Genomic DNA, 20446 nt, shown 5'->3' on the forward strand with positions numbered 1-20446 from the left:
TCCTTAATTTAGATTTTTTTGCCTTCAACCTAAATATATTAAAATAATATAAGCAAGATCTGTTCCGTTTTGGGGTGGAGTTATTTTTCTAAATAAATTTTTAAAGCCCTTTCATAGTCTTCTTTAGTATCAATCCCCATGCTTGTTGTTGAAATTTCAAGCATTTTGATTTTTTTACCATTTTCTATAGCTCTTAATTGCTCTAATTTTTCCGCTCTTTCAAGTGCAGAACTTGATAAAGAACAAAATTCCCTTAAAGCTTTGACACTATAAGCATAAATGCCTAAATGTCCTTTAAAACTTTCCTCGTAATTTTCTCTTTCATAAGGGATTTTAGCTCTTGAAAAATACAAAGCATACCCTTCTTTATCACAAAGCACTTTAACCAGATTAGGATCCATAGCTTCTTCTTGAGTAATTTTTTTATAACAACTCGCCATAAAAGCTTTTTTATCCAAGCAAGAACTTGCAAATTCTTTAAATTTTAATAAATTTTCACATTCTATAAAAGGCTCATCAGCTTGGACATTGATAATAATCTCATCATCTTTTAAAGCTAGTTTCTTACAAGCTTCATTAATCCTATCCGTACCACTTTCATGATCTTTGCTTGTTAAAACCGCATTTAGACCATATTCTTTAGCGATACTTAAAACCTTTTCATCGTCTAAAGCTATACAAACTTCATCTACATTACTTACCCTTCTTGCAGTAGCCACAAACATAGGCACTCCACCTATATCACATAAAATTTTCTCATGAAAACGACTTGATTTTAATCTTGCAGGGATAATAATCATTTTTGCATCCAATCTAAAATTTCTTTTTTTATATTTCTGGCTTCAAATACCTTTTCATCGCTATTTTTCAAATCAAATAAAGCCAAAATTTCATCTTTAACTTGGACATTAAACTCTTTAGCTATAAATTTTAAATCTTCTTTTTCATTCTTAGAATCCCTATCATATAAAGCTTTTATCATACTTGGAGTAAATTTTGTCCATTCTGCTGTAGAAGTGATAATGCTAGGTTTTAAAGGATCAAGCATTTTAAAACAAGTTGCGGTATGCGGATCGATTAAAATCTTGCTTTGTTTGATAAATTGCATACATTCTTCATCGGTGCAAAAATCCGCCTCAAAATCTTCTTGCAAACTTTGTAATTCTTCTTTTTCAAGTTTAAAATATCTCTCATTTTTTAACAAATTCATCAGTTCTTTAGTTCTTTTATCTTTAAATTTCGCAAACAAAAGTCTTTCAATATTAGATGAAATAAGTATATCCATAGCTGGAGAAATAGTCTTCTTAAGACTTTTTTCACGCAAATCATAAACGCCCTGATTAAAAAATTCACTCAAAATATTATTCGCATTTGAAGCGATTTTGATTTTTGAAATTTTAGCTCCCATTTTTTTAGCATAAAAAGCCCCTAAAGCATTGCCAAAATTTCCACTTGGAACGATGATTTGTACTTCTTCTAAAAACTCATTAAAAAGTTTTAAACTCGCATAATAATGATAAATAATCTGAAATAAAATACGCCCAAAATTTACAGAATTAGCTGCACAAAGCTCATAATTTAAAGCTTTAATTTCGTTTTGAAAATCTTTTGAAAAAAGCAATTCTTTTAAAGTGCGTTGCGCTGCGTCAAAATCCTCATCTATGGCAAAAACTTTCAAATTATCCTTATCTAAAGCTTGCATTTGCAACTCTTGAACTCCACTTGTGCCACCTTTTGGATACATACAAGCTACTTTAACATTTTTTGCATTTTCAAAACTTTTTAAAGTTGCAGGCCCTGTATCGCCACTTGTAGCACAGATAATTAAAATATTCTTATCCTTTGAAAATTCGCTTAAAAGCACGCCAAAAGGCTGTAAAGCCATATCTTTAAAAGCTCTTGTAGGCCCATGCCAAAGCTCGTTAATATAGGTTTTTTCAGAGATTTTTTGCAAAGAAATAGGTGTATTTTTATCATCAAAGCTTTCATAACTTTTCAAAGCCTTTTTAAAAAGCTCTTCTTCGCCAAAACCAAAACTTTCTATAAGCTTTAAAGCAAAATCTTTATAAGATAAATTGGCATATTTTTCTCCTTCAAAAATAGGTAAATTTAAAGGCGAATAAAGTCCTCCTTCTGGAGCGTTTGGGTTAATCAAAGCTTCCTTAAAGCTTGATACATTATTTACATTTCTACTCTCGACTAATTTCACTGTTCAAACTCCTTGATATAAGTTTTTATTTTTTCTCTTAATGAATCTTTTAATTCTATATTTAATTCTATAATTTGACATTTAAAACCAAAATCTTTAACTTTAACAAAATCCTTAAAAGTAAGCATTAGTGTATCGCAATTATGTTTTTTTAGCAAATTTTCTAATTCTTCTTTTTTAAACTCATAATGATCTTTAAAAAAATAACAAGCCCTTGCTTTAATAAAATGCTCATACAATCTAAAAGGTTTAGCAATAGCAGTTACCAAAACAGCCTTTGGATTTTCTTTTACAAAAGAATAACGCACAAAATCTCTACCTTCTAATGCAATAAAATCAGCCCTTTTTTCATAAAATTTTGGCAAACGATAAGCTCCACTTGGTAAAGTAAAATTAAAATAAGGTTTGATTTTACTTTCAAGTAAAATATCAAATTTTTTAATATGAAATTTAGAAAAAGCATCATCAAGTACAACGATTTTAGCTCCCAATTCAAAAGCTTTTTCAATACCTTTTACTCTATCTTCGCTCACAATCACACCTTTGATATTTTCTTCAAAAGCATACTCCATAGCTTCATCGCCACTTTGTGTTAAGGTGCATAAAATTTCATTTTGATTTTTAACAACAAACAAACCTTTAGACTTTCTTTTATAGCCTCTAAGTACTATAAAAACGCCATCAAATTCCCTTGCTATAGCTTTGCAAAGCGGGGTTTTTCCATTACCCCCAAAACTTAAATTACCAACGCTAATAACAGGTTTTTTAAAAACTATTTTTTTACGAAAAAAAGTATTTAAAATCGCAAAAAAAGCATAAAACACACTTAAGGGAAAAAGTATAAAAGCAAGGCATTTTTGCCAAAAATTAGGCTTAAAAAAATAATTATCAAGCCAAAGTTCATAATTTTTTTCTTCACTCATTGTTTAAATTTCCAAAATTTCAGGCATTTTTCCCTTAAAAGCATTTTTTTGCATGCGATTTTTTAATATAGCAATCAAAGAAGGATCAAGCGTTCTTAAAAGTTTTTCATCATTAGTTTCTAAGGCTTTTAAGCCTTCATCGATTTTTGCATAAGAAAAACCTAAATCCCCCTCATCGCTTTGATTTTCCCAAAGATCCGCACTTGGAGCTTTTTTAATAAAATTTTCATGCAAGTTAAGGTATTTTGCTAAGGCATAAATTTCACTTTTATAAAGCGATCCTATAGGATTAAAAGCACAAGCTAAATCCCCATAAATCGTACCATAACCCAAAAGTAATTCGCTTTTATTAGAAGTGCCTATGACTAAAGAATTTTTCAAAGCAGAATAATCATAAAGCAAACTCATTCTAATACGAGCTGCAAAATTTCCTAACGATACTAGAGTAGTATTTTCACTTTGCTTTATAAAAGCATCTAAAATGCTTTGAATTTCTATGATTTTATATTCAAGATTTAAATCCGCACAAAGCCTTAAAGCATCTTCAAGATTGGCTTTATTTGAAATTTGAGTTGGCATTAAAAGAGCAAAAACATTCTCTTTTAAAGCTCTTTTACAAAGCGTTGCTACCAAAGCAGAATCAATCCCGCCACTAAGCCCCAAAACCACACCTTGACTTTGAGAATTTTTCACTTTTTCTTGTATAAAATCACACATTTTTTCCGTAATCTTTTGCCAATCCATAAAGCTTGCCTTTTAAAAATTTAATGTATAATTATATTTATTTAAGGCAAATTTTTCGTTAAAGAGGTAAAAAATGCAAATTATCAAACAAGCTTGTGGAGTTTATGAAACTAATTGCTATATTTTATTTACCCCAAAGGGTGAATTTATCATTGATCCAGGAACTGATGCACTTTTATTTATCAAACAACATGTAAAAAATCCTTTAGCGATTTTAAATACTCACGGGCATTATGATCATATTTGGGATAATGCCAAGGTTAAAAAAGAATACAACATCCCCATTTATATTCACAAAAATGATGCTTTTATGCTACATGATGATTTCAATCAAGGCTATGATTCTAGCGATGCGGATTTTTTAGTAGATAATGAAGATATTTTAAATATTTGCGGAGTTGATTTTAAATTTCACTTTTTACCAGGACACACACCAGGTTGCACTATGATAGAAATTGTAGGTAAAAATATCATGTTTAGTGGAGATTTTTTATTTTATAGAAGCATAGGAAGATGGGATTTTCCTTATTCAGATGCAAATTTAATGAAACAAAGTTTAGAAAAAGTTATGACTTACAAAGAAGATTTTAAACTTTTACCAGGACATGGACAAGAGACTACTTTAAAAGAAGAACAAGTCCATTTACCCTCTTGGCTTAGATACTTTTAAGGTATATTAAAATGGAATTAGATCAAATTTTATTATATGCTTTTATTTTTTTAAATCTTTTTGCCCTTTTTGGTTTATTTTTGGGAAATAAAAAGAAAAATCAATTTAACGATAAAAAATTTTATAAAATCTGCCCATGTAAAAAAATGGCAGAAAATGGATCTTTAAGTACGATTTGTATTTATTCAGCTGTGGGAGGATTTTTTTACAGCGTATTATCTATAGGTTTTGTAGGTTTTGGCAATTGGACTTTAAATTTTATTTTTTTACTTGCATTATTAAGTGTTTTTTTAGGATGGAAATTAAAACTTGATTGAAAAATATTTTTAAGAAAAATCCATTGATTTTTCTTAATTTTTATTTAAAAGTTGTACCACCATCAACGATGAAAGTATGTCCTGTTACCCAACTTGCCTTACTTGAACAAAGAAAAAGACATGCTCCAGCCAAATCTTCAGGCTGCCCCATGCGATTTAAAGGGCTTAAATTTATAGTAGCCTGTTTTACTTCTTCATAATTTGTAAAAGCTCTTAAAGCATCAGTTTCAATAGGCCCACCACTTACGACATTTACACGGATATTTTTTCCCCCAAGTTCAGTAGCCGCATATCTTGCCATAGCTTCTACGGCAGCTTTTGCTGTGCCATGACCTGAATAATTTTCTATATACACTAAATTTCCTGTAGATGAGATAGAAATAATGCTTCCACCCCCTACTTTTTCCATTCTTTTAGCTGCTTCTTGTGCGCCCACAACAAAAGCATTAACTGTGGCTGTAAAGATGTTATTAATTCCTTTTGGTTTTAATTTCATAAATTTAGTATAACCACCTACAACCGCACGTCCTGAAATGATAGCATTTGAGATGAAATAATCCACTCTATCAAAATCCGCATCAATTTTTTCAAAAAGTTCTTTATAAGTTTCAGGTTCTAAAATATTAAATTCATAAGCTCTAGCTTTGATTTTATAATTTTTCTCCAAATCTTGTACCATTTCGTCAGCAATTTGTGCATTAGAATTATAAGTAAAAGCTATATTTGCACCCACTTTAGCAAATTCATAAACTATAGCCTTACCTATCCCACGAGTTCCACCGCTGATTACTAAAGTTTTTCCTTGAAATTCTGTATTCATTAAAATCCTTTGATCTTATATTTTTTCATCACTTCTTCAATTTTAGCAAAATTTTCCTTACTTGGAGAACAAAGAGGAAGTCTAAACTCCAAACTTTCTATCAATCCAGCTATATGCATAGCCGTTTTAATAGGAATAGGATTACTTTCGCAAAATAAAATTTTATTGATATTATAAAGCTCATCATTGATTTTTTTAGCTTCTTTATAATTTTCATCTAAAGCAAAATGAGTTAAAGCGCTAATCATATCGGGTAATAAATTTGAAGTTACTGAAATCACTCCCTTTCCACCATTTGAAAGTATAGGATAATTGATCGCATCTTCTCCCGAAATAAGCATCATTCTAGGTTCGTGCGCAAGCAAATCCACACACTTATCGATATTTCCACTCGCTTCTTTTACTCCATAAATATTTTCACAATCTCTAAAAAGCTTGATAATAATATCTGTTGAAATTTCACAACCTGTTCTTCCTGGAACATTATATAAAAGCACAGGAATATCTACACTTTGCGCAATAGCCTTATAATGCTCATAAAGTCCTTGTTGTGTAGGTTTATTATAATACGGTGCCACACTTAAAATCCCATCAGCACCATGTTCTTTAGCAAATTTAGCCAAACCCACTGCCTCATGAGTTGCATTACTTCCCGCACCTGCTAAAACCTTAACCTTAGTTCCTTTGCAAGTTTCAACGGCTATTTCTATGCAAGTTCTATGTTCTTCATGGGTTAAAGTTGCACTTTCTCCTGTTGTTCCTACTGGAACTACTGCATCGATGCCATTTTCTATTTGTCTTTTAATCAATCTTGCATAACTTTGCTCATCAACTTTTCCATTTTTAAACGGTGTAATAAGAGCAGTCATCGCCCCAATGATAATATTTTTATCCATTTGAATCCTTTCTTAGAATTACCGTAGTTGAATTTTCTTGAATAAAATATTTTTTAGCACAAGAAATCAAATCTTTTAATTCCAAATTTTGTATATCTTTCTCATAATTTAACAAAGGATTGATATCTCCTCTTGCTAGATATGAACCATAAATATTTGCCACTGCACTAGCATTGTTAAGCGAGAAAATAAAATCACTCTTGACATTATTTTTCACTCTTTGCAAATCTTTTTGAGAAATTTTACCCATTTTAAGTTTATCAATGATTTTTAAAAGCTCTTTTTCTACTTTTTCTGCATTAACATTGGGGTTACAATTACAAATAAAAATAAATAAATTTTCATCTATACAATCATTAACATAAGCATAATAATCATTGATTAAATTTAATTTATCAATCAAAATTTCACTCATTAAAGAACTTTTCCCACTTCCTAAAAGCTCGGATAAAGCATTTAAGGCAGGTATATCTTTGTGCTTGAAATTTGGAATTTTATAAGCAAGGGCTAATAGTTCAGTATCTGAGTTTTTATGCAAATATATTCTTTTTACTCCATCTTGCTTAGGCTCTTTTGTGTGAATTTTAGGTATAGTCTTAGTATTTTTAATCTTTTCAAAATGTTGTTTTGAAAGCTCAAAAACTTCTTTACTTTCTATATCGCCACTTACAAGTAAAATCGCATTTTTAGGTTGATAGTAAATACTGTGAAATTCTTTAATATCTTCAATACTCCAATTTTCTATATCTTTAAAAAAACCTATAGGAGTCCAATGATAAGGATGATACATAAATGCATGATTAAAAAGTCTAAAATAAAGATATCCTAAAGGATTATTATCTGTTCTCCATCTACGCTCTTCTAAAACCACTGCTCTTTCAGGCTGAAATTCTTCATCTTTTAAATTTAAATTCGCCATAAGTTCCGCAAAAAGCTCTAAAGCTTTATCTAAATTTTTCTTCGCACATTTAATATAATAATGAGTATAGTCAAAACCTGTGCTTGCATTATCCACACCACCAAAACCTTTAACAATCTCATCAAATTCGCCAGCTTTTAAATTTTTAGTACTTTTAAAATTTAAATGTTCTAACATATGAGCTATGCCACTTTTTCCCATGATCTCATTTCTTGAACCCACTTTATAAAAAATATCAACGCTAATCACATCGCTATTTTTATTTACAGGCAAAGCATAAATTTCAAGCTTGTTTTTTAATTGAATTTTTTCATAAGTAATCATTTTAAATTTACCCCAACAGCTTCGCTAATGTGTAAAAAACCATCTTTTCTTAAAAGTTCTATAAGATTTTGATTGATATTTTTTACCAAAGAAGGACCTTTAAAAATCAAAGCTGTATAAACTTGCACTAAATTAGCCCCATTTTTAATACGCTCATAAGCAATATCAGCACTATCAATCCCTCCACTTGCAATAAGCAAGGTTTTGCCAAAAAGAATTTTAGCTACTTCTTTGAAAAAAATACCACTTTTTTCCGTAATCAGTCTTCCACTAATACCACCAAAGGTACGATTATTATCTAGCAAGCTATAATCAATACTAGTATTGGCCAATATAAACCCATCTGCACCTTTTTTAATGGCATTTTCACATAAATTTAAAGCATCATCTATTTTCATATCAGGAGCAATTTTTATCAAAATAGGCTTAGAAGTGATTTTTTTGGCTTCTTCAAGCAAGGTATTTAAAAAATCATCATTTTGCAACTCTCTTAAATTTTTAGTATTAGGAGATGAGATATTAACGATAAAATAATCACACAAATCCTTAAAATCTCTAAACAAAGTAAAATAATCCTCCAAGGCTTTGTCATTTGGAGTGATTTTATTTTTCCCTATATTTACCCCTAAAGGCAAAACAAAAGGATAAGTTTTTGCAAGCCTTAAAGCAATCTTTTCAGCACCTTCGTTGTTAAAACCCATAGCATTTTGTATACTTTCTTGTTTTACAAGTCTAAATAGACGTGGCTTTTCATTGCCTTCTTGAGGTTTTGGAGTAAAAGTTCCCACTTCTAAAAAGCCAAATCCTAAAGCACTCAAAGGTCTTATCATAGTGGCATTTTTATCAAAGCCTCCTGCTAAACCTACAGGATTATTAAAATCAAGTCCAAGTAAATTTTGCCTTAAACTCTCATCATCAACTATATATTTGTGCGCTAAAAAACTTAAAGCTCCTGGAAAACTAGCACTTAAAGCCCTTAAGCTATATTCAACCAAAGCATGTGCATGCTCAGGGTTTAACTTAAAAAGTAAAGGTTTTATCATTTCATAAGCCATTTTTTAATCCTTTTTGAAATTCTAACTAAAATTAACTAAAGCTAGGCTTTGTTTTTTCTTTGCTTTTAAATTTTTGATACAAAGAACAAGCTTGCAAAAGCTCTTCATCTTTACCTATTGCCAATACCTTACCCTTATCCAATACTACTATTTTATCCGCATTTTCTATAGTGCTTAAACGATGTGCAACCACTAAAATCAATCTATCTTGTTTTAAATTTTCTATAGTTTTAACTATTGCTTTTTCACTTTCATTATCCAAAGCTGAAGTTGCTTCATCAAAAATAAGCACATCAGGATTTTTATATAAAGCTCTAGCGATTGCTATTCTTTGTTTTTGCCCTCCACTTAAGTTCTTACCATGTTCTTTCACTTCAGCCCAAATCCCGCCCATTTCTTTAACAAATTCATAAGCATTGGCCAATTTTAAAGCTTGGATGACTTTTTCTTCTTCTAACTCTTCGCTATAAGCAATATTTGCAGCAAAACTATCATTAAAAAGATAAATATTTTGCGTTACAAGTCCTATTTTAGCATGTAAGCTTTCTATGGTAAAAGTGCTAATATCTTCTTGATTGAGTAAAATTTTACCTTTTTGCTTTTCATAAAAATACATCAAAAGATTAATAATAGAAGATTTACCACCCCCACTTGTCCCTACAAGAGCAAGCATTTGCCCTTTAACAAAATCAAAATTTACGCCTTTTAAAACACTTTTATGCGGGTTTTCATAAGCAAATTCAACATTTTCAAAGCTAATTTTTTCAATGTTTTTTAATTCTTTGCTTCCACCTTTAATTTGAGGTTCTAAATCCAATAAATAAAAAGTTCTTTCACTTGCCGCAACAGCACCTTGAAGTTTTCCATATAAAGACGAAAGACGCTTTAAAGGAGTATATATCGCAAAAAGTGCCGAAACAAAACTGATAAAACTTCCCACACTCATAGAACCATTGATAACCTCTCTACCCCCTACAATAATCACCACAGCAACCCCAACAGAACCCATCATATCCATTAAAGGACTTGTAAGTGCATCAATACGTGCGGATTTTAGGTTTAATTTACATAAAGTATCATTATGCTTAGCAAATTTATCACTTTCTTTTTTTTCATTATCATTAGCTTTGATCAATTCAATATTTGAAAAAATTTCACCCAAATAAGAAAGTAAATCCGAATTTGTTTCTTGTATATTTCTTGCATATTTTTTAAGTTTTTTAGCAAACCATACCAAAGGAAAAATAGCTAAAGGCAAAATCACTAAAGCAAAAAAAGCCAAAGTAGGACTTTGATACAAGACTACCGCAAGCAGTCCTATAGCAGTTAAAAGCTCTCTAAAAAAATCAGGAATAATGTTTGATACTATGCTTTGAAGTGCATTAATATCATTAGTACAACGACTTACAAGCTCTCCGCTTCTATAGCGTTTAAAAAAATCCATATCCAAGCGTAAAACATTTTTCAAAACCCTAGCACGCAATACTCTTAACATATCTGTTCCTATAAAGGAAACATAAAAACTTTGTAAATAAGTTCCAAGATTTTTAAAAAAATACATCAATACTAGCAAAAAAGGCACTGTATAAAGTAAAGCTTCATTTTTTTCAACGAAAATATAATTTAAAATAGGCTCTAAAGCATAAAAACTTCCAGCAGTTCCTCCGCTTGCTAAAATCATACCGAAAATAGCTATAGCAAATTGTTTCCAATATCTTTTATAAAAGGGCTTAAAGCGTATTAAAACCTCTTTTAAATTCATCTCATTATGCATTTATTTTCTCCCAAATTGTTCCATTTGGAGTATCTAAAAGAGTGATTTTTTTACTATTTAATTGCTCTCTTATTGCATCAGCTGTGTTAAAATCTTTGTTTTTCTTAGCCTCAGTTCTTTCTAAAATTAACTTTTCAATCTCTTCTCGTTCTTCTTTGCTTACACCCCATTGAAAATATAAAGTTGTATCCATAAAACCAAAGCCAAAAATTTTAGCTAGCTCACTTAAAGCTTCTTTGATATTTTGTTTTAAAATTTTATTTTTGCTTTCTTTATCCAACTCTAAATTTGCACTACTGATAAAATCATCCAAAAGAGCTAAGGCTTTAGAAACATTTAAATCATCATTTAAAATCTCTAAAATTTGCTTAGTAATTTCGCTTTTTATTTCAATATCATTTAAAACATCAAAATCAGAAATTTCACCTAAATCCAATCTTTTTTTAAGGCGATAAAATTTATCTAAACGTTTTTTAGCATTTTCTAAATCCGATAAAGAATAATTAAAATGAGATCTATAATGAGAACTCAAAAGATAAAATCTTAAAGCCTCGCCCATAAATTCTTTTAAAGCATCTTTTATAAAAAAACTATTATTTAAACTTTTACTCATTTTTTCGCCATCGATTTTTACAAAACCATTGTGAAGCCAAATATTTGCTAATTTTCTCTTACATCCACAACGACATTGCGCAGCTTCATTTTCATGATGAGGAAAAAGCAAATCTATCCCTCCAGCATGTATATCAAGAGTATTTTCAAAAATAGAATCAATCATAGCAACACATTCAGTATGCCAACCTGGACGCCCTTTGCCAAATTCACTTTCGTAAAAATTTTCATCAAATTTCCAAAGCGCAAAATCGCTTTCATTTCTTTTTTGCACTTCATTACTTAGACGAGAGATATTTTCTTCTAAATTGCGATTTAATAGGCTTAAATATTTTTCATCTTTACTTGTATCAAAATAAATTCCATCTTCTAGAGTATAAACAAACCCATCCTTAGCAAGCTTTTTAATCAAATCAAGCATAGCTGTTATATAATGCGTTGCACGAGGTTTAAAATCAGGATCTAATACATTTAAAACCCTCATATCCTCTTCATAACTTTTGATATAAAATTCCGTAATTTCCTCTAAAGTTTGACCACTTTGAGCCATTTTTTTCAAAATCTTATCATCAATATCTGTATAATTTCTAGCAAATTTTACCCTATTGCCCTGAGCAAGTAAAACCCTACGCAAAAGATCAAAACAAACACTACTTCTTGCATGTCCTAAATGTGCATCATCATAAACCGTAGGTCCGCATAAGTAAATACTAATATCTTTTTTATCAAGTTTTATTTTCTCTTTTGTTACACTGTCTAATAATCTCATTAAAAAACTCCTTTAAAACTTGTAAAAATTCCTATAAAAAAACTTAAAATATAAGGTTTAATCAAAATAAGTAAGATTGCAAAAACAATCAAAGCAACTATAACCAATAAGCAAATTTTAATAGATATTAAAGCAAAAAATTTCTTAAAACCAAATTCTTTGATATTAGCTCCAAGCAAATAAAAAGCACTAATAGAGCTTGAAAGTGCTACTGCAATAACCTTTAAACTTTCATCTTTAATCAAAAATATAAAAGCCATAGAACATAAAGCACTGATAATTAAAGATTTTACCGCGATCCAAGCTGCTGTTTTTTGTTTAAATTTTGCATAAAGCCACAAAGAAAAAAGCTTTTGCAAACCAAAAGGTAAAAGCCCTATAAGATAAGCAATCAAAACATAAGCCGTAATTACACTATCTTCGTGAGTGAAATTTCCTCTTTCAAATAAAAGTTTTGAAATTTCCAAAGCAAACACAGAACCTACAATACTAGAAGCAATAAGCAAAATGCTTAAAAGCGCTAATGCTCTTTGCATAAATTTTAAAGCTAAATTTTCTTGACCACTTTTTAAATGTTTTAAAATTTTTGGAAAAGAAACTTGAGTTAAAGCGATAGCAAAAAGTGCAAGGGGGAGTTGGAATACACGATTTGCATAATAAAGATAAGAAATACTCCCGCTCATTAAAAAACTAGCTATGGTTGTATCAAGCAATGAGCTAAATTGAGTCGCAGAAGAACCTAAAACTCCATGAAAAAAATTGCCATAAAAACCTTGTAATTTCGCCTTGGCTTTTTTAAATTTTACACTTAAAGCCATAGCACGGATTACAGGATTGTTTTTTAAAACAAGCAAATGTAAAACAAGCTGTGCCACCCCACTTAAAACCGTTGCATAAGAAAAATAATAAAGTGTATTTTGCGGTGCATTTTTATCCACAAAAAAGGCAGCTATAACAATACTTAAATTAAATAATGCCGCAGAAAAAGAGGTAATGAAAAATTTTTGTCTATAATTTAAAATAGCTCCTAAAAAAGTAACTAAAAAAATAAAAAACAAATACCAAAAATTAATCGCCACCAAAGGAGCCGCTAAAGCTATAGTATCTGCGTTAAACCCAAAAGCAAAAAGCTTAGTAAAAAAAGAGGAAAAAAAACTTACCAAAAGACAAAATAAAAAAACTATAAGGCTAAATTGCATCATTACACTAACGCAAAAAGCTCCCTTTTTTTTCGCTTTTACAAAATTAGGCAAAAAACTTTGTCCAAAAGCCCCTTCTGCAAAAATTCTTCTAAAAAAAGCAGGCATTTTTAAAGCCACAAAAAAAATATCACTATAAAGCCCTGCTCCTAAAAAAAGCGCTATTAAAACATCTCTAGCAAGCCCTAAAATTCTTGAAAATAAAATTCCTAAAGCATTGATAATAAAATTTTTAAATACTAAACTCTTCATTAAATTTTTTCATAAATTTCAAAATATAAAGAGAACTATTTTAACTAAAATTGATTAAAAATTGACTATAATTACATTCTTAATTTTTTACAAGGGGAAAGTTTTGGCTTTGGATGAAAAAATTATTGCCTATACAGAAAATCCAGCTCGAGAGCTTTTAAGCGTAGCTTCACGAACAAACCTTAGCTTAAATGAGCTTGATTTTAGTTTATTGGCATTTTCTACACAATATCGTTTTGGAGATTTAGAATGGGAAAAAATCTCTGAAAGAGAATTAACTCTTTTTGATAAAGATGAAATTTTTTTAAAAAATGATCTTCAAATCAAGCAAGAATACAAAATAGAAATTTTCCATGGTATAAACCAAAGCAAAGCATCTCAAGCAGTCAAACTAGTTGCAAATAAAAATTTAACCAAAATAGTTGCTCAAATTGATTTTACAAATTTAGACTTTCATGAAAAACTAGCACTAGAACTTTTGCAAAATATTTATAAAAAGATGTTGAAACTTAAATTTTTAATAGGTATCCGCATTTTTGATTTTAAGAAAAATTTAATGTCTTTTTGCAACCAACATAAAAACACCCCTTTAAATAAAACTATACAAATTACCGTTGCACAAGGTATTGATCCTATAGAAAGTCAAGATGAATCCCTGATCTTGACTTATAAAGAAAAAACCAAAAACTACACTATCGATGAAAAACGCTCAGGTATTATTGTTGTTGATGAAAATGAAGTTGTTTTAAAACACGCCAAATTTAAACAAGGTAAAGAAGGAAAAGACTTAAATTTACACACCTTAAAAGTTTTAGCCGCAAATGAAAATAAAGTTAAATTTTCTTGTTCTTCGGCTTTTAAACAAGTAGAGCAAGATGGATACACAGAATATATAGCTTTAAAAAAAGGTTATGTAGTACAAGATGGTGAAAAATTTGATATTGCCAATGAACTAGATTTTAATGGGGTAGATTTTAAAAATATAGGGATTATAAGAGCTGGACTAGACAAAAATGTCAAAATCAATATAAAATTTCTTTCAGAAGTAAAAGATGCTGTAAATTCTGGTATTGGGATAGAATGTGAAGAATTAAATGTAGTCGGAAGCGTAGGAAGCAACACTCAACTTAATGCCACCAAAATGAAAATTGAAGGCATTACACACTCTAAAGCCAAAATTCAAGCCAAACAAGCCTATATAAAAACTCATAGAGGATTTGCAGAAGCCGAAATTTTAAATATAGATTTGCTCGAAGGTGGAACAATCAAAGCCAAAGAAGTGAGAATTAAAAAAAGCTTAGGTGGAAATATACAAGCTGATAAAATCTATATAGAAAATTTAGAAAGTAATAATTCTTGTGTGTTTTTTGAAAACACCACAATAGAACGCATTAACGGGGATAACAATAAATTTCATGCTAAAATTAAAACTCTTGATAAAAATTATGATGAAGAATTTGCGATTTTAGGAGAGCAAATTTCTAAGTTAAATCATAAAATAAATAAAATAAGACAATACATTTTATCAAGCAAAAATGGAATTTTAAGCATTGAAAAAAAGATAACAGAACTTAAAAATCAAGGTCAAAATGTTCCTGTACAATACGAAAAAGCCCTAAAAGATTTCTCTTTACAAAATCTTGAATTAAATAAACTACAAAATGAAGAAAAAGAACTTCTTGAACGCAAAAAATCTTTACAATTAGAATTAATCAATTTGCAAAAAATGCTTTTTGAAGCAACTTTTATAAATAAAAGCGGCAAATGGACTGATATGAATGAAATCAAATTTTCACTTCTAGAGCCTAAAGAAGATATTTTTTACTCTTCATTTGTTAATGAAAGTGCTAAATTTATAGGCATTAAAAAAGTCATACAAAACAACCAAGAAAGTATAGAAATACATAAAAAATTAGATTATGAAGAAAAGGATATAGCATGGTTGTCGGCATCGAAGGAATAGTCACAAAAAAAGAACCTACTTTTATCATTGTTAAATGTGCTAGTGGTTTAAGCTATGGGATATTTATTTCGCTTTTTTGTTCTGCTAAAATTCAAACTCAAGAAAAGCATGAGTTTTTTATCACTCAAATCATCAAAGAAGATTCTAATAAATTTTATGGCTTCTTGGATAAAGATGAACAAAAAATGTTTGAAATGCTTTTAAAAGTCAATGGAGTGGGTGCAAATACTGCTATGGCGGTATGCTCTAGTCTTGATGTAAATTCTTTTTACAAAGCGTTAAGTTTGGGCGATGAAAGCGTGCTTAAAAAAGTACCTGGCATAGGTCCAAAAAGTGCAAAACGCATTATAGTAGAACTTTCTGACACAAAAACCAAACTTGAAAATGTAAGCGATGATAAAAGCGAAGCCTTAGCCGCACTTCTTACTCTAGGCTTTAAACAAGAAAAAATCATAAGTGTTTTAGCAAGTGCTCAAGCAACAAACACAAGCGAACTCATCAAAGAAGCTCTTAAAAAACTAGGATAAAGGAATAAAATGAAATTTGCAATACTTTTTGGCGGAAATTCTTATGAACACGAGATCAGTATAGTAAGTGCTGTAGTACTTAAAAAAGTTATCAATCAAAATTTAGAATTTGTTTTTTGCGATGAAGAAAGAAGATTTTATCACATTCCAAGCGAAAAAATGAATTCTAAAACTTTTAGCACCAAAGCTTATAAAAATGAAAAAGAACTCTTCATCAAACAAGGAGGTTTTTTTAGCAAAGGCTTTTTAAAAGAAAATAAACTAGAGTGCGAATGCGTGATCAATCTTATCCATGGTAGAGATGGAGAAGATGGAAAAATTGCGGCTTTATTTGAGTTTTATTCTATTAAATTTATAGGACCTAGGCTTGAAGCTAGTGCATTATCTTTTAATAAAGAACTTACCAAACTTTATGCCAAAAGCGTTGGAGTAAAAACACTTGATTATACCATGCTAAGAAAAAACCAAAACTCTAAAGAAAAGCTTAGTTTTCCTTGCATTATCAAACCTGCAAGACTTGGAAGTAGTATAGGTATTAGTATAGTAAAAGATGAAAAAGATTTAGAATACGCCAAAGATGTAGGTTTTGAATTTGATAATGATCTTGTAGTAGAAGAATTTAAAAACAATATCAAAGAATACAATCTTGCAGGATGTATGATCAATGATGAGTTTGTTTTTTCCATCATAGAAGAGCCAAAGAAAAAAGAATTTTTAGACTTTGAACAAAAATATCTTAGCTTTTCAGGACACAATGAGCTTATAGAAGCGGATTTAAGCGAAGAATTAAAAGAAAAACTCAAAGACAGTTTTAAAAAGATCTACAATCCTTTGTTTAAAGGTGCTTTAATACGCTGCGATTTTTTTATACTGGATAATGAAGTATATTTAAATGAAATCAACCCAAATCCTGGTTCTTTGGCTAATTATCTTTTTAAAGATTTTAATACCACTTTAAACGCTTTAGCTGATCAAATTTCACTTGAAAAAATGATAAAAATCAATTACAACTTCCTTCACTCCATCAACGGACAAAAAGGAAAATTATAAGCTTTTAAGTCAAAATACGCTAAATTATACATAAAATTTAGCGTATTTTAGGAAGAAAAATGCTCTCTTTTAAACAAGATGAAATTTACACTGCCACCGAAGTGGTAAGAAATTTTAGCCCCATTATGGAAAAACTCAAAAAAAGCGAAAGTGGAAAAATAGTTATTTTAAAAAATAACAAATTTGAAGCTGTAATGCTTAGTATGAAAGAATTTGAACGCTTACAAAACGCCATGCAACTTTTAGAAAATATCTACAAAAATCAAAAGGCTTAAAATGGCTCAAACACAACTTTCTTATAAAAACAAAACTTATCAAATTTCTTATGAAATTTTAGGCGATCTTGCCTTACCGCAAATACTTATCTTGCACGGCTGGGGAGCCAATAAAGAACTTATGAAGCAAAGTTTTTGTCCTTTTTTGAAAGATTTTTGTCAAATTTATATGGATTTGGCGGGTTTTGGAAATTCAAGCGTGGAAGAAATTTTAAACACTCAAGATTATGCCAATATCACAGAACTTTTTTTAAAGCAAAAAAAACTCGATGTCTGTTTTTTCATGGGGCATTCTTTTGGTGGAAAAGTAAGCACCCTACTCGCAAAAGAAAAAGACACTCTAATCTTACTTTCAAGTGCAGGAATTTTGGCTAAAAAATCCCTAAAAGTACGTTTTAAAATCCGTATTTTTAAAATTTTAAAACTCTTTGGTTTTGGAAAATTTTATCGCTATTTTGCTAGTAAAGATGGAGCAAATCTTAGTCCTATAATGTATGAAACCTTTAAAAGGGTTGTTGATGAGGATTTTAGTGAAATTTTTGCCAAGCAAAAGGCTAAAAGCTTGGTTTTTTGGGGGAAAAGCGATGAAGCTACGCCTTTATATTGTGGCGAGAAAATGCATCAATTTTTAAAAAATAGCACTTTTTATCCTTTAGAGGGAGATCATTTTTTCTTTTTAAAACATTCTGCTTTCATAGCTCAAAAAATTAAGGAAATTTAAATGCTTATCAATACTCTTTATTTTATTAATTCTTTATTTTTTAATTTTTGTATAGCTTTTTATCTTATGAGTGCTTTACAATGGTATTCTTATAAATTTAAACGCGTGTTTTTTCATTATCATAAACCTTTGTGGCATTTGTATTTTTTATTTATTCCTTATTTTTTATTCTTAGCTTTTCCTTTATACTCTTTGGCATATTTTGCATTGATCCATACTCCAATTTTGTATTTTTGGAACAAAGGTATAGATAAAAAGCTTGTTTTTACAAGCAAGGTTAAATGGTTTTTTGTTTTTGTTTTTGTTTATAATGCTATTTTTGCTATCCTTGCTTTGCGTTTTTCTTTTCTTTTTAATCTTTTTAGCCTTCCTTTTGCTTTATTGAGTCTTAAAATTTATGAGTTTTTTACAAATTTATATTATAAAAAACAAGCCAAAGCCAAACTAAGAGCCAATGAAAATTTAAAAATCATACTCATTACCGCAAGTTTTGGAAAAACAAGTATTAAAAATTTTCTATACGAACTTTTAAAAGATGACTTTAAAAGCTACAAAACACCACGCTCTGTCAATACCTTGCTAGGTATAGTTGCTGATATCAATACCAATTTAAGCCAAGATACTCAAATTTACATAGCTGAAGCAGGTGCTAGACTTAAAGGCGATATTGATGAAATCACTCGTTTTTTACAACCTCACATCAGCATAGTAGGAGAGATAGGCAATGCACATTTAGAGTATTTTAAAAGTGTTGAAAATATCCGCTCAACCAAACTTGAAGCCTTAAATTCCAAAAGATTAGAAAAGGCTTTTTTACACTCTAGCACCCAAAAAGAAGAAGATAGACTCATCAGCCTTTATGATGATAAATTAAGTCTTATTCATTCAAGTCTTGAAGGTTTAGAATTTAAAGTCGATATAGAAAATAAATCCTATGATTTCAAAAGTCAAATTTTAGGGGATTTTAGCGCGCAAAATCTTTGTGTTTGTATACTTTGTGCTCATTATCTTGGTATAAAACTAGAAAAAATTCAAAAGCAAGTTTTAAATATAAACTCCGTAGAACATCGCTTGCAAGTGCTTTCAAGAGAGCCTAAATTTATCATAGATGATGGTTTTAATGGAAATTTTAAAGGTATGAGCACAAGCTATGAACTTTGTAAAAGCTATAAAGGACGCAAAGTTTTAGTAAGTCCTGGTATAGTGGAAGTAAGCGAAGAAGAAAATATAAAACTTGCTAAAATCATTAATGAGTGTTTTGATCTTGCTATCATTAGCGCACAAATCAATGCTGAAATTTTCAAAAAAGAGTTAAAAATAAAAACCATTATACTTAAAGAAAAAAGCCAGCTAGTTCAAACTCTAGCTAAAGAAACAAAAAACGGAGATTTGATACTCTTTTCAAACGATGCACCTAGCTTTATGTGATTCGCATAAGTATTTGCAAATATCATCATTTTTAATTTGACTTCGTGCAAATACTTCTTTAAACCCTAGTCTGCCCTAAAAGATTATTAAGTCTATCCATTATAGAATTAACATAAGAATCTATACTTTGGCTACTTGCTTTCCAGCCATTAGCTTTTGCTTGATTAAACTGATTATCAAACCAAGCTCCACTATAACCTATGCTTGTATTTTGCCATTTAACCCCTTTATCCATTGCATATATATCTGCATCAAGCCAGCCATCTTGTGCATAACCTTTTAATAAACTTGCAAAATCAACTTTACCTGTCATAATGTCATCGAAATCTACATTAGAGTATTTTGGAATACTTTGTTTGGCAACATTAAGATTATAATTCATTGCTTGCGGTGCAATAGTTGTATTTTTTCCTGCAACCATATAACCACCTTCTGATTTTAAAAAGCTCATAAAAAAAGCTTCTTTAGAATAACTTCCATCTTCATTTTGTGGATAAACTGACATATCAGGATTAAATCCACCTTCCATTAAAGCTCCTTGTGATAAACTTTGAGTTGATATATTTAATTTTTGCGGATAAAAATCAATACCCATCATTCCCATTTGTATTGCTTGAGCTTCATGAAATTCATCATCTGTTTTAAAAACATTAGTTACTTTTGTGTTAGAATGATTAACTAGTCCTAATGCATTATAAGGATTGGATTGATCTGAAAAATCTAAACCTTTATAGCCAACAGAAATATAACCCTTAGGCATAGAATTTATATCTGCTTCACTAAAACTTGTTTTATCATTTTGAAATGCACTTATTACTTGATTAAAGCTATTATAATAGGATTTAACAATAGAAGCCATATCAAAACTATTATAATAGTTTTCACTAGTTTCATCAGCCATATTATGTTGATTAAATCTTTCTATCTCATCTAAAGTAGATTTATGTATCTTAAAATCTTCAGGAAGTCCTGCAGCTTTGTTAAAATCTTCTCCCATAT

At 29.8% G+C, this 20446-nt stretch carries 20 protein-coding genes; 8 read left to right on the forward strand and 12 right to left on the reverse strand.

The annotated features are described in order from the left end of the window. Positions 1-80 precede the first annotated feature (80 nt). The 4 genes from kdsB to ELQ05_RS07890 are packed head-to-tail and all read right to left on the reverse strand — an operon-like array spanning position 81 to position 3876. Positions 81-800 carry a 3-deoxy-manno-octulosonate cytidylyltransferase gene (kdsB, locus tag ELQ05_RS07875; protein ID WP_002861453.1) on the reverse strand — a complete coding sequence of 240 codons (720 nt, stop codon included), beginning with the start codon at positions 798-800 and terminating at the stop codon, positions 81-83. Next, complete coding sequence (gene thrC / locus ELQ05_RS07880; RefSeq protein WP_002933584.1) at positions 797-2209, reverse strand: threonine synthase; 1413 nt, start codon at positions 2207-2209, stop codon at positions 797-799. The genes kdsB and thrC overlap by 4 nt, the downstream gene beginning before the upstream one ends. After that, a complete protein-coding gene (locus ELQ05_RS07885) occupies positions 2206-3132 on the reverse strand; it encodes a tetraacyldisaccharide 4'-kinase (RefSeq protein ID WP_002933583.1) in 927 nt (308 codons plus the stop codon). The genes thrC and ELQ05_RS07885 overlap by 4 nt, the downstream gene beginning before the upstream one ends. A 3-nt stretch (positions 3133-3135) precedes the next feature. Beyond that, positions 3136-3876 carry an NAD+ synthase gene (locus tag ELQ05_RS07890; protein ID WP_044261690.1) on the reverse strand — a complete coding sequence of 247 codons (741 nt, stop codon included), beginning with the start codon at positions 3874-3876 and terminating at the stop codon, positions 3136-3138. 73 nt (positions 3877-3949) lie between these two features. Between ELQ05_RS07890 and ELQ05_RS07895 the strand changes: the two genes are divergently transcribed. Both ELQ05_RS07895 and ELQ05_RS07900 read left to right on the forward strand, forming a co-directional pair. Continuing rightward, positions 3950-4546 carry an MBL fold metallo-hydrolase gene (locus ELQ05_RS07895; protein ID WP_070301009.1) on the forward strand — a complete coding sequence of 199 codons (597 nt, stop codon included), beginning with the start codon at positions 3950-3952 and terminating at the stop codon, positions 4544-4546. An 11-nt stretch (positions 4547-4557) separates the two neighbouring features. Then, the gene (locus tag ELQ05_RS07900) at positions 4558-4863 is read left to right on the forward strand and encodes a hypothetical protein (protein WP_002852583.1); all 306 of its coding nucleotides are present in this window, start codon (positions 4558-4560) and stop codon (positions 4861-4863) included. 40 nt (positions 4864-4903) lie between these two features. Here ELQ05_RS07900 and ELQ05_RS07905 read toward each other — a convergent pair whose 3' ends face one another. Genes ELQ05_RS07905 through murJ form a run of 7 tightly spaced genes read right to left on the reverse strand, consistent with a single transcriptional unit; the run spans position 4904 to position 13483 of the window. Beyond that, the gene (locus ELQ05_RS07905; protein ID WP_070316475.1) at positions 4904-5683 is read right to left on the reverse strand and encodes an enoyl-ACP reductase; all 780 of its coding nucleotides are present in this window, start codon (positions 5681-5683) and stop codon (positions 4904-4906) included. Then, a complete protein-coding gene (gene dapA, locus ELQ05_RS07910) occupies positions 5683-6579 on the reverse strand; it encodes a 4-hydroxy-tetrahydrodipicolinate synthase (RefSeq protein WP_134240066.1) in 897 nt (298 codons plus the stop codon). Before dapA ends, ELQ05_RS07905 begins: the two co-directional genes overlap by 1 nt. Beyond that, complete coding sequence (locus ELQ05_RS07915) at positions 6572-7822, reverse strand: pitrilysin family protein (RefSeq protein WP_134240067.1); 1251 nt, start codon at positions 7820-7822, stop codon at positions 6572-6574. The genes dapA and ELQ05_RS07915 overlap by 8 nt, the downstream gene beginning before the upstream one ends. Then, positions 7819-8877: a quinone-dependent dihydroorotate dehydrogenase gene (locus ELQ05_RS07920; RefSeq protein WP_096702903.1), complete on the reverse strand. Its 1059-nt coding sequence runs from the start codon at positions 8875-8877 to the stop codon at positions 7819-7821. The genes ELQ05_RS07915 and ELQ05_RS07920 overlap by 4 nt, the downstream gene beginning before the upstream one ends. Before the next feature lie 31 nt (positions 8878-8908). Beyond that, positions 8909-10651 carry an ABC transporter ATP-binding protein gene (locus tag ELQ05_RS07925; protein WP_070316478.1) on the reverse strand — a complete coding sequence of 581 codons (1743 nt, stop codon included), beginning with the start codon at positions 10649-10651 and terminating at the stop codon, positions 8909-8911. Then, positions 10644-12032, reverse strand: a complete 1389-nt coding sequence (gene cysS / locus ELQ05_RS07930) for a cysteine--tRNA ligase (RefSeq protein WP_070316479.1) — start codon at positions 12030-12032, stop codon at positions 10644-10646. The genes ELQ05_RS07925 and cysS overlap by 8 nt, the downstream gene beginning before the upstream one ends. Continuing rightward, on the reverse strand, positions 12032-13483 hold the full coding sequence (gene murJ, locus ELQ05_RS07935; protein WP_052799541.1) for a murein biosynthesis integral membrane protein MurJ: 1452 nt from the start codon (positions 13481-13483) through the stop codon (positions 12032-12034). Before murJ ends, cysS begins: the two co-directional genes overlap by 1 nt. Before the next feature lie 103 nt (positions 13484-13586). Here murJ and ELQ05_RS07940 point away from each other — a divergent pair, with 103 nt between their 5' ends. The 6 genes from ELQ05_RS07940 to ELQ05_RS07965 are packed head-to-tail and all read left to right on the forward strand — an operon-like array spanning position 13587 to position 19447. Further along, positions 13587-15446 (forward strand): flagellar assembly protein A, encoded by a 1860-nt coding sequence (locus tag ELQ05_RS07940; RefSeq protein WP_134240068.1) that lies wholly within the window; start codon positions 13587-13589, stop codon positions 15444-15446. Next, positions 15422-15973: a Holliday junction branch migration protein RuvA gene (gene ruvA / locus ELQ05_RS07945; RefSeq protein ID WP_070316482.1), complete on the forward strand. Its 552-nt coding sequence runs from the start codon at positions 15422-15424 to the stop codon at positions 15971-15973. The genes ELQ05_RS07940 and ruvA overlap by 25 nt, the downstream gene beginning before the upstream one ends. Before the next feature lie 9 nt (positions 15974-15982). Beyond that, positions 15983-17023 (forward strand): D-alanine--D-alanine ligase, encoded by a 1041-nt coding sequence (locus ELQ05_RS07950; RefSeq protein ID WP_070316483.1) that lies wholly within the window; start codon positions 15983-15985, stop codon positions 17021-17023. A 59-nt stretch (positions 17024-17082) separates the two neighbouring features. Then, positions 17083-17298, forward strand: coding sequence for a type II toxin-antitoxin system Phd/YefM family antitoxin (locus tag ELQ05_RS07955; RefSeq protein ID WP_002852622.1), 216 nt, complete (start codon positions 17083-17085; stop codon positions 17296-17298). A 1-nt stretch (position 17299) separates the two neighbouring features. Continuing rightward, positions 17300-18019: an alpha/beta fold hydrolase gene (locus ELQ05_RS07960; RefSeq protein WP_070316484.1), complete on the forward strand. Its 720-nt coding sequence runs from the start codon at positions 17300-17302 to the stop codon at positions 18017-18019. Beyond that, positions 18020-19447, forward strand: a complete 1428-nt coding sequence (locus ELQ05_RS07965) for a UDP-N-acetylmuramoyl-tripeptide--D-alanyl-D-alanine ligase (protein WP_096702909.1) — start codon at positions 18020-18022, stop codon at positions 19445-19447. Positions 19448-19505: 58 nt separating this feature from the next. On the opposite strand, the gene ELQ05_RS07970 is transcribed toward ELQ05_RS07965, so the two are convergent. After that, positions 19506-20446, reverse strand: a 941-nt coding sequence (locus ELQ05_RS07970; protein WP_134240069.1) for a Cj0814 family flagellar-dependent secreted protein, incomplete at its 5' end; no start/stop codon positions are given.

It is taken from the genome of Campylobacter sp. US53 (genome assembly GCF_004378995.1).
Taxonomy (GTDB): Bacteria; Campylobacterota; Campylobacteria; order Campylobacterales; family Campylobacteraceae; genus Campylobacter_D; species Campylobacter_D jejuni.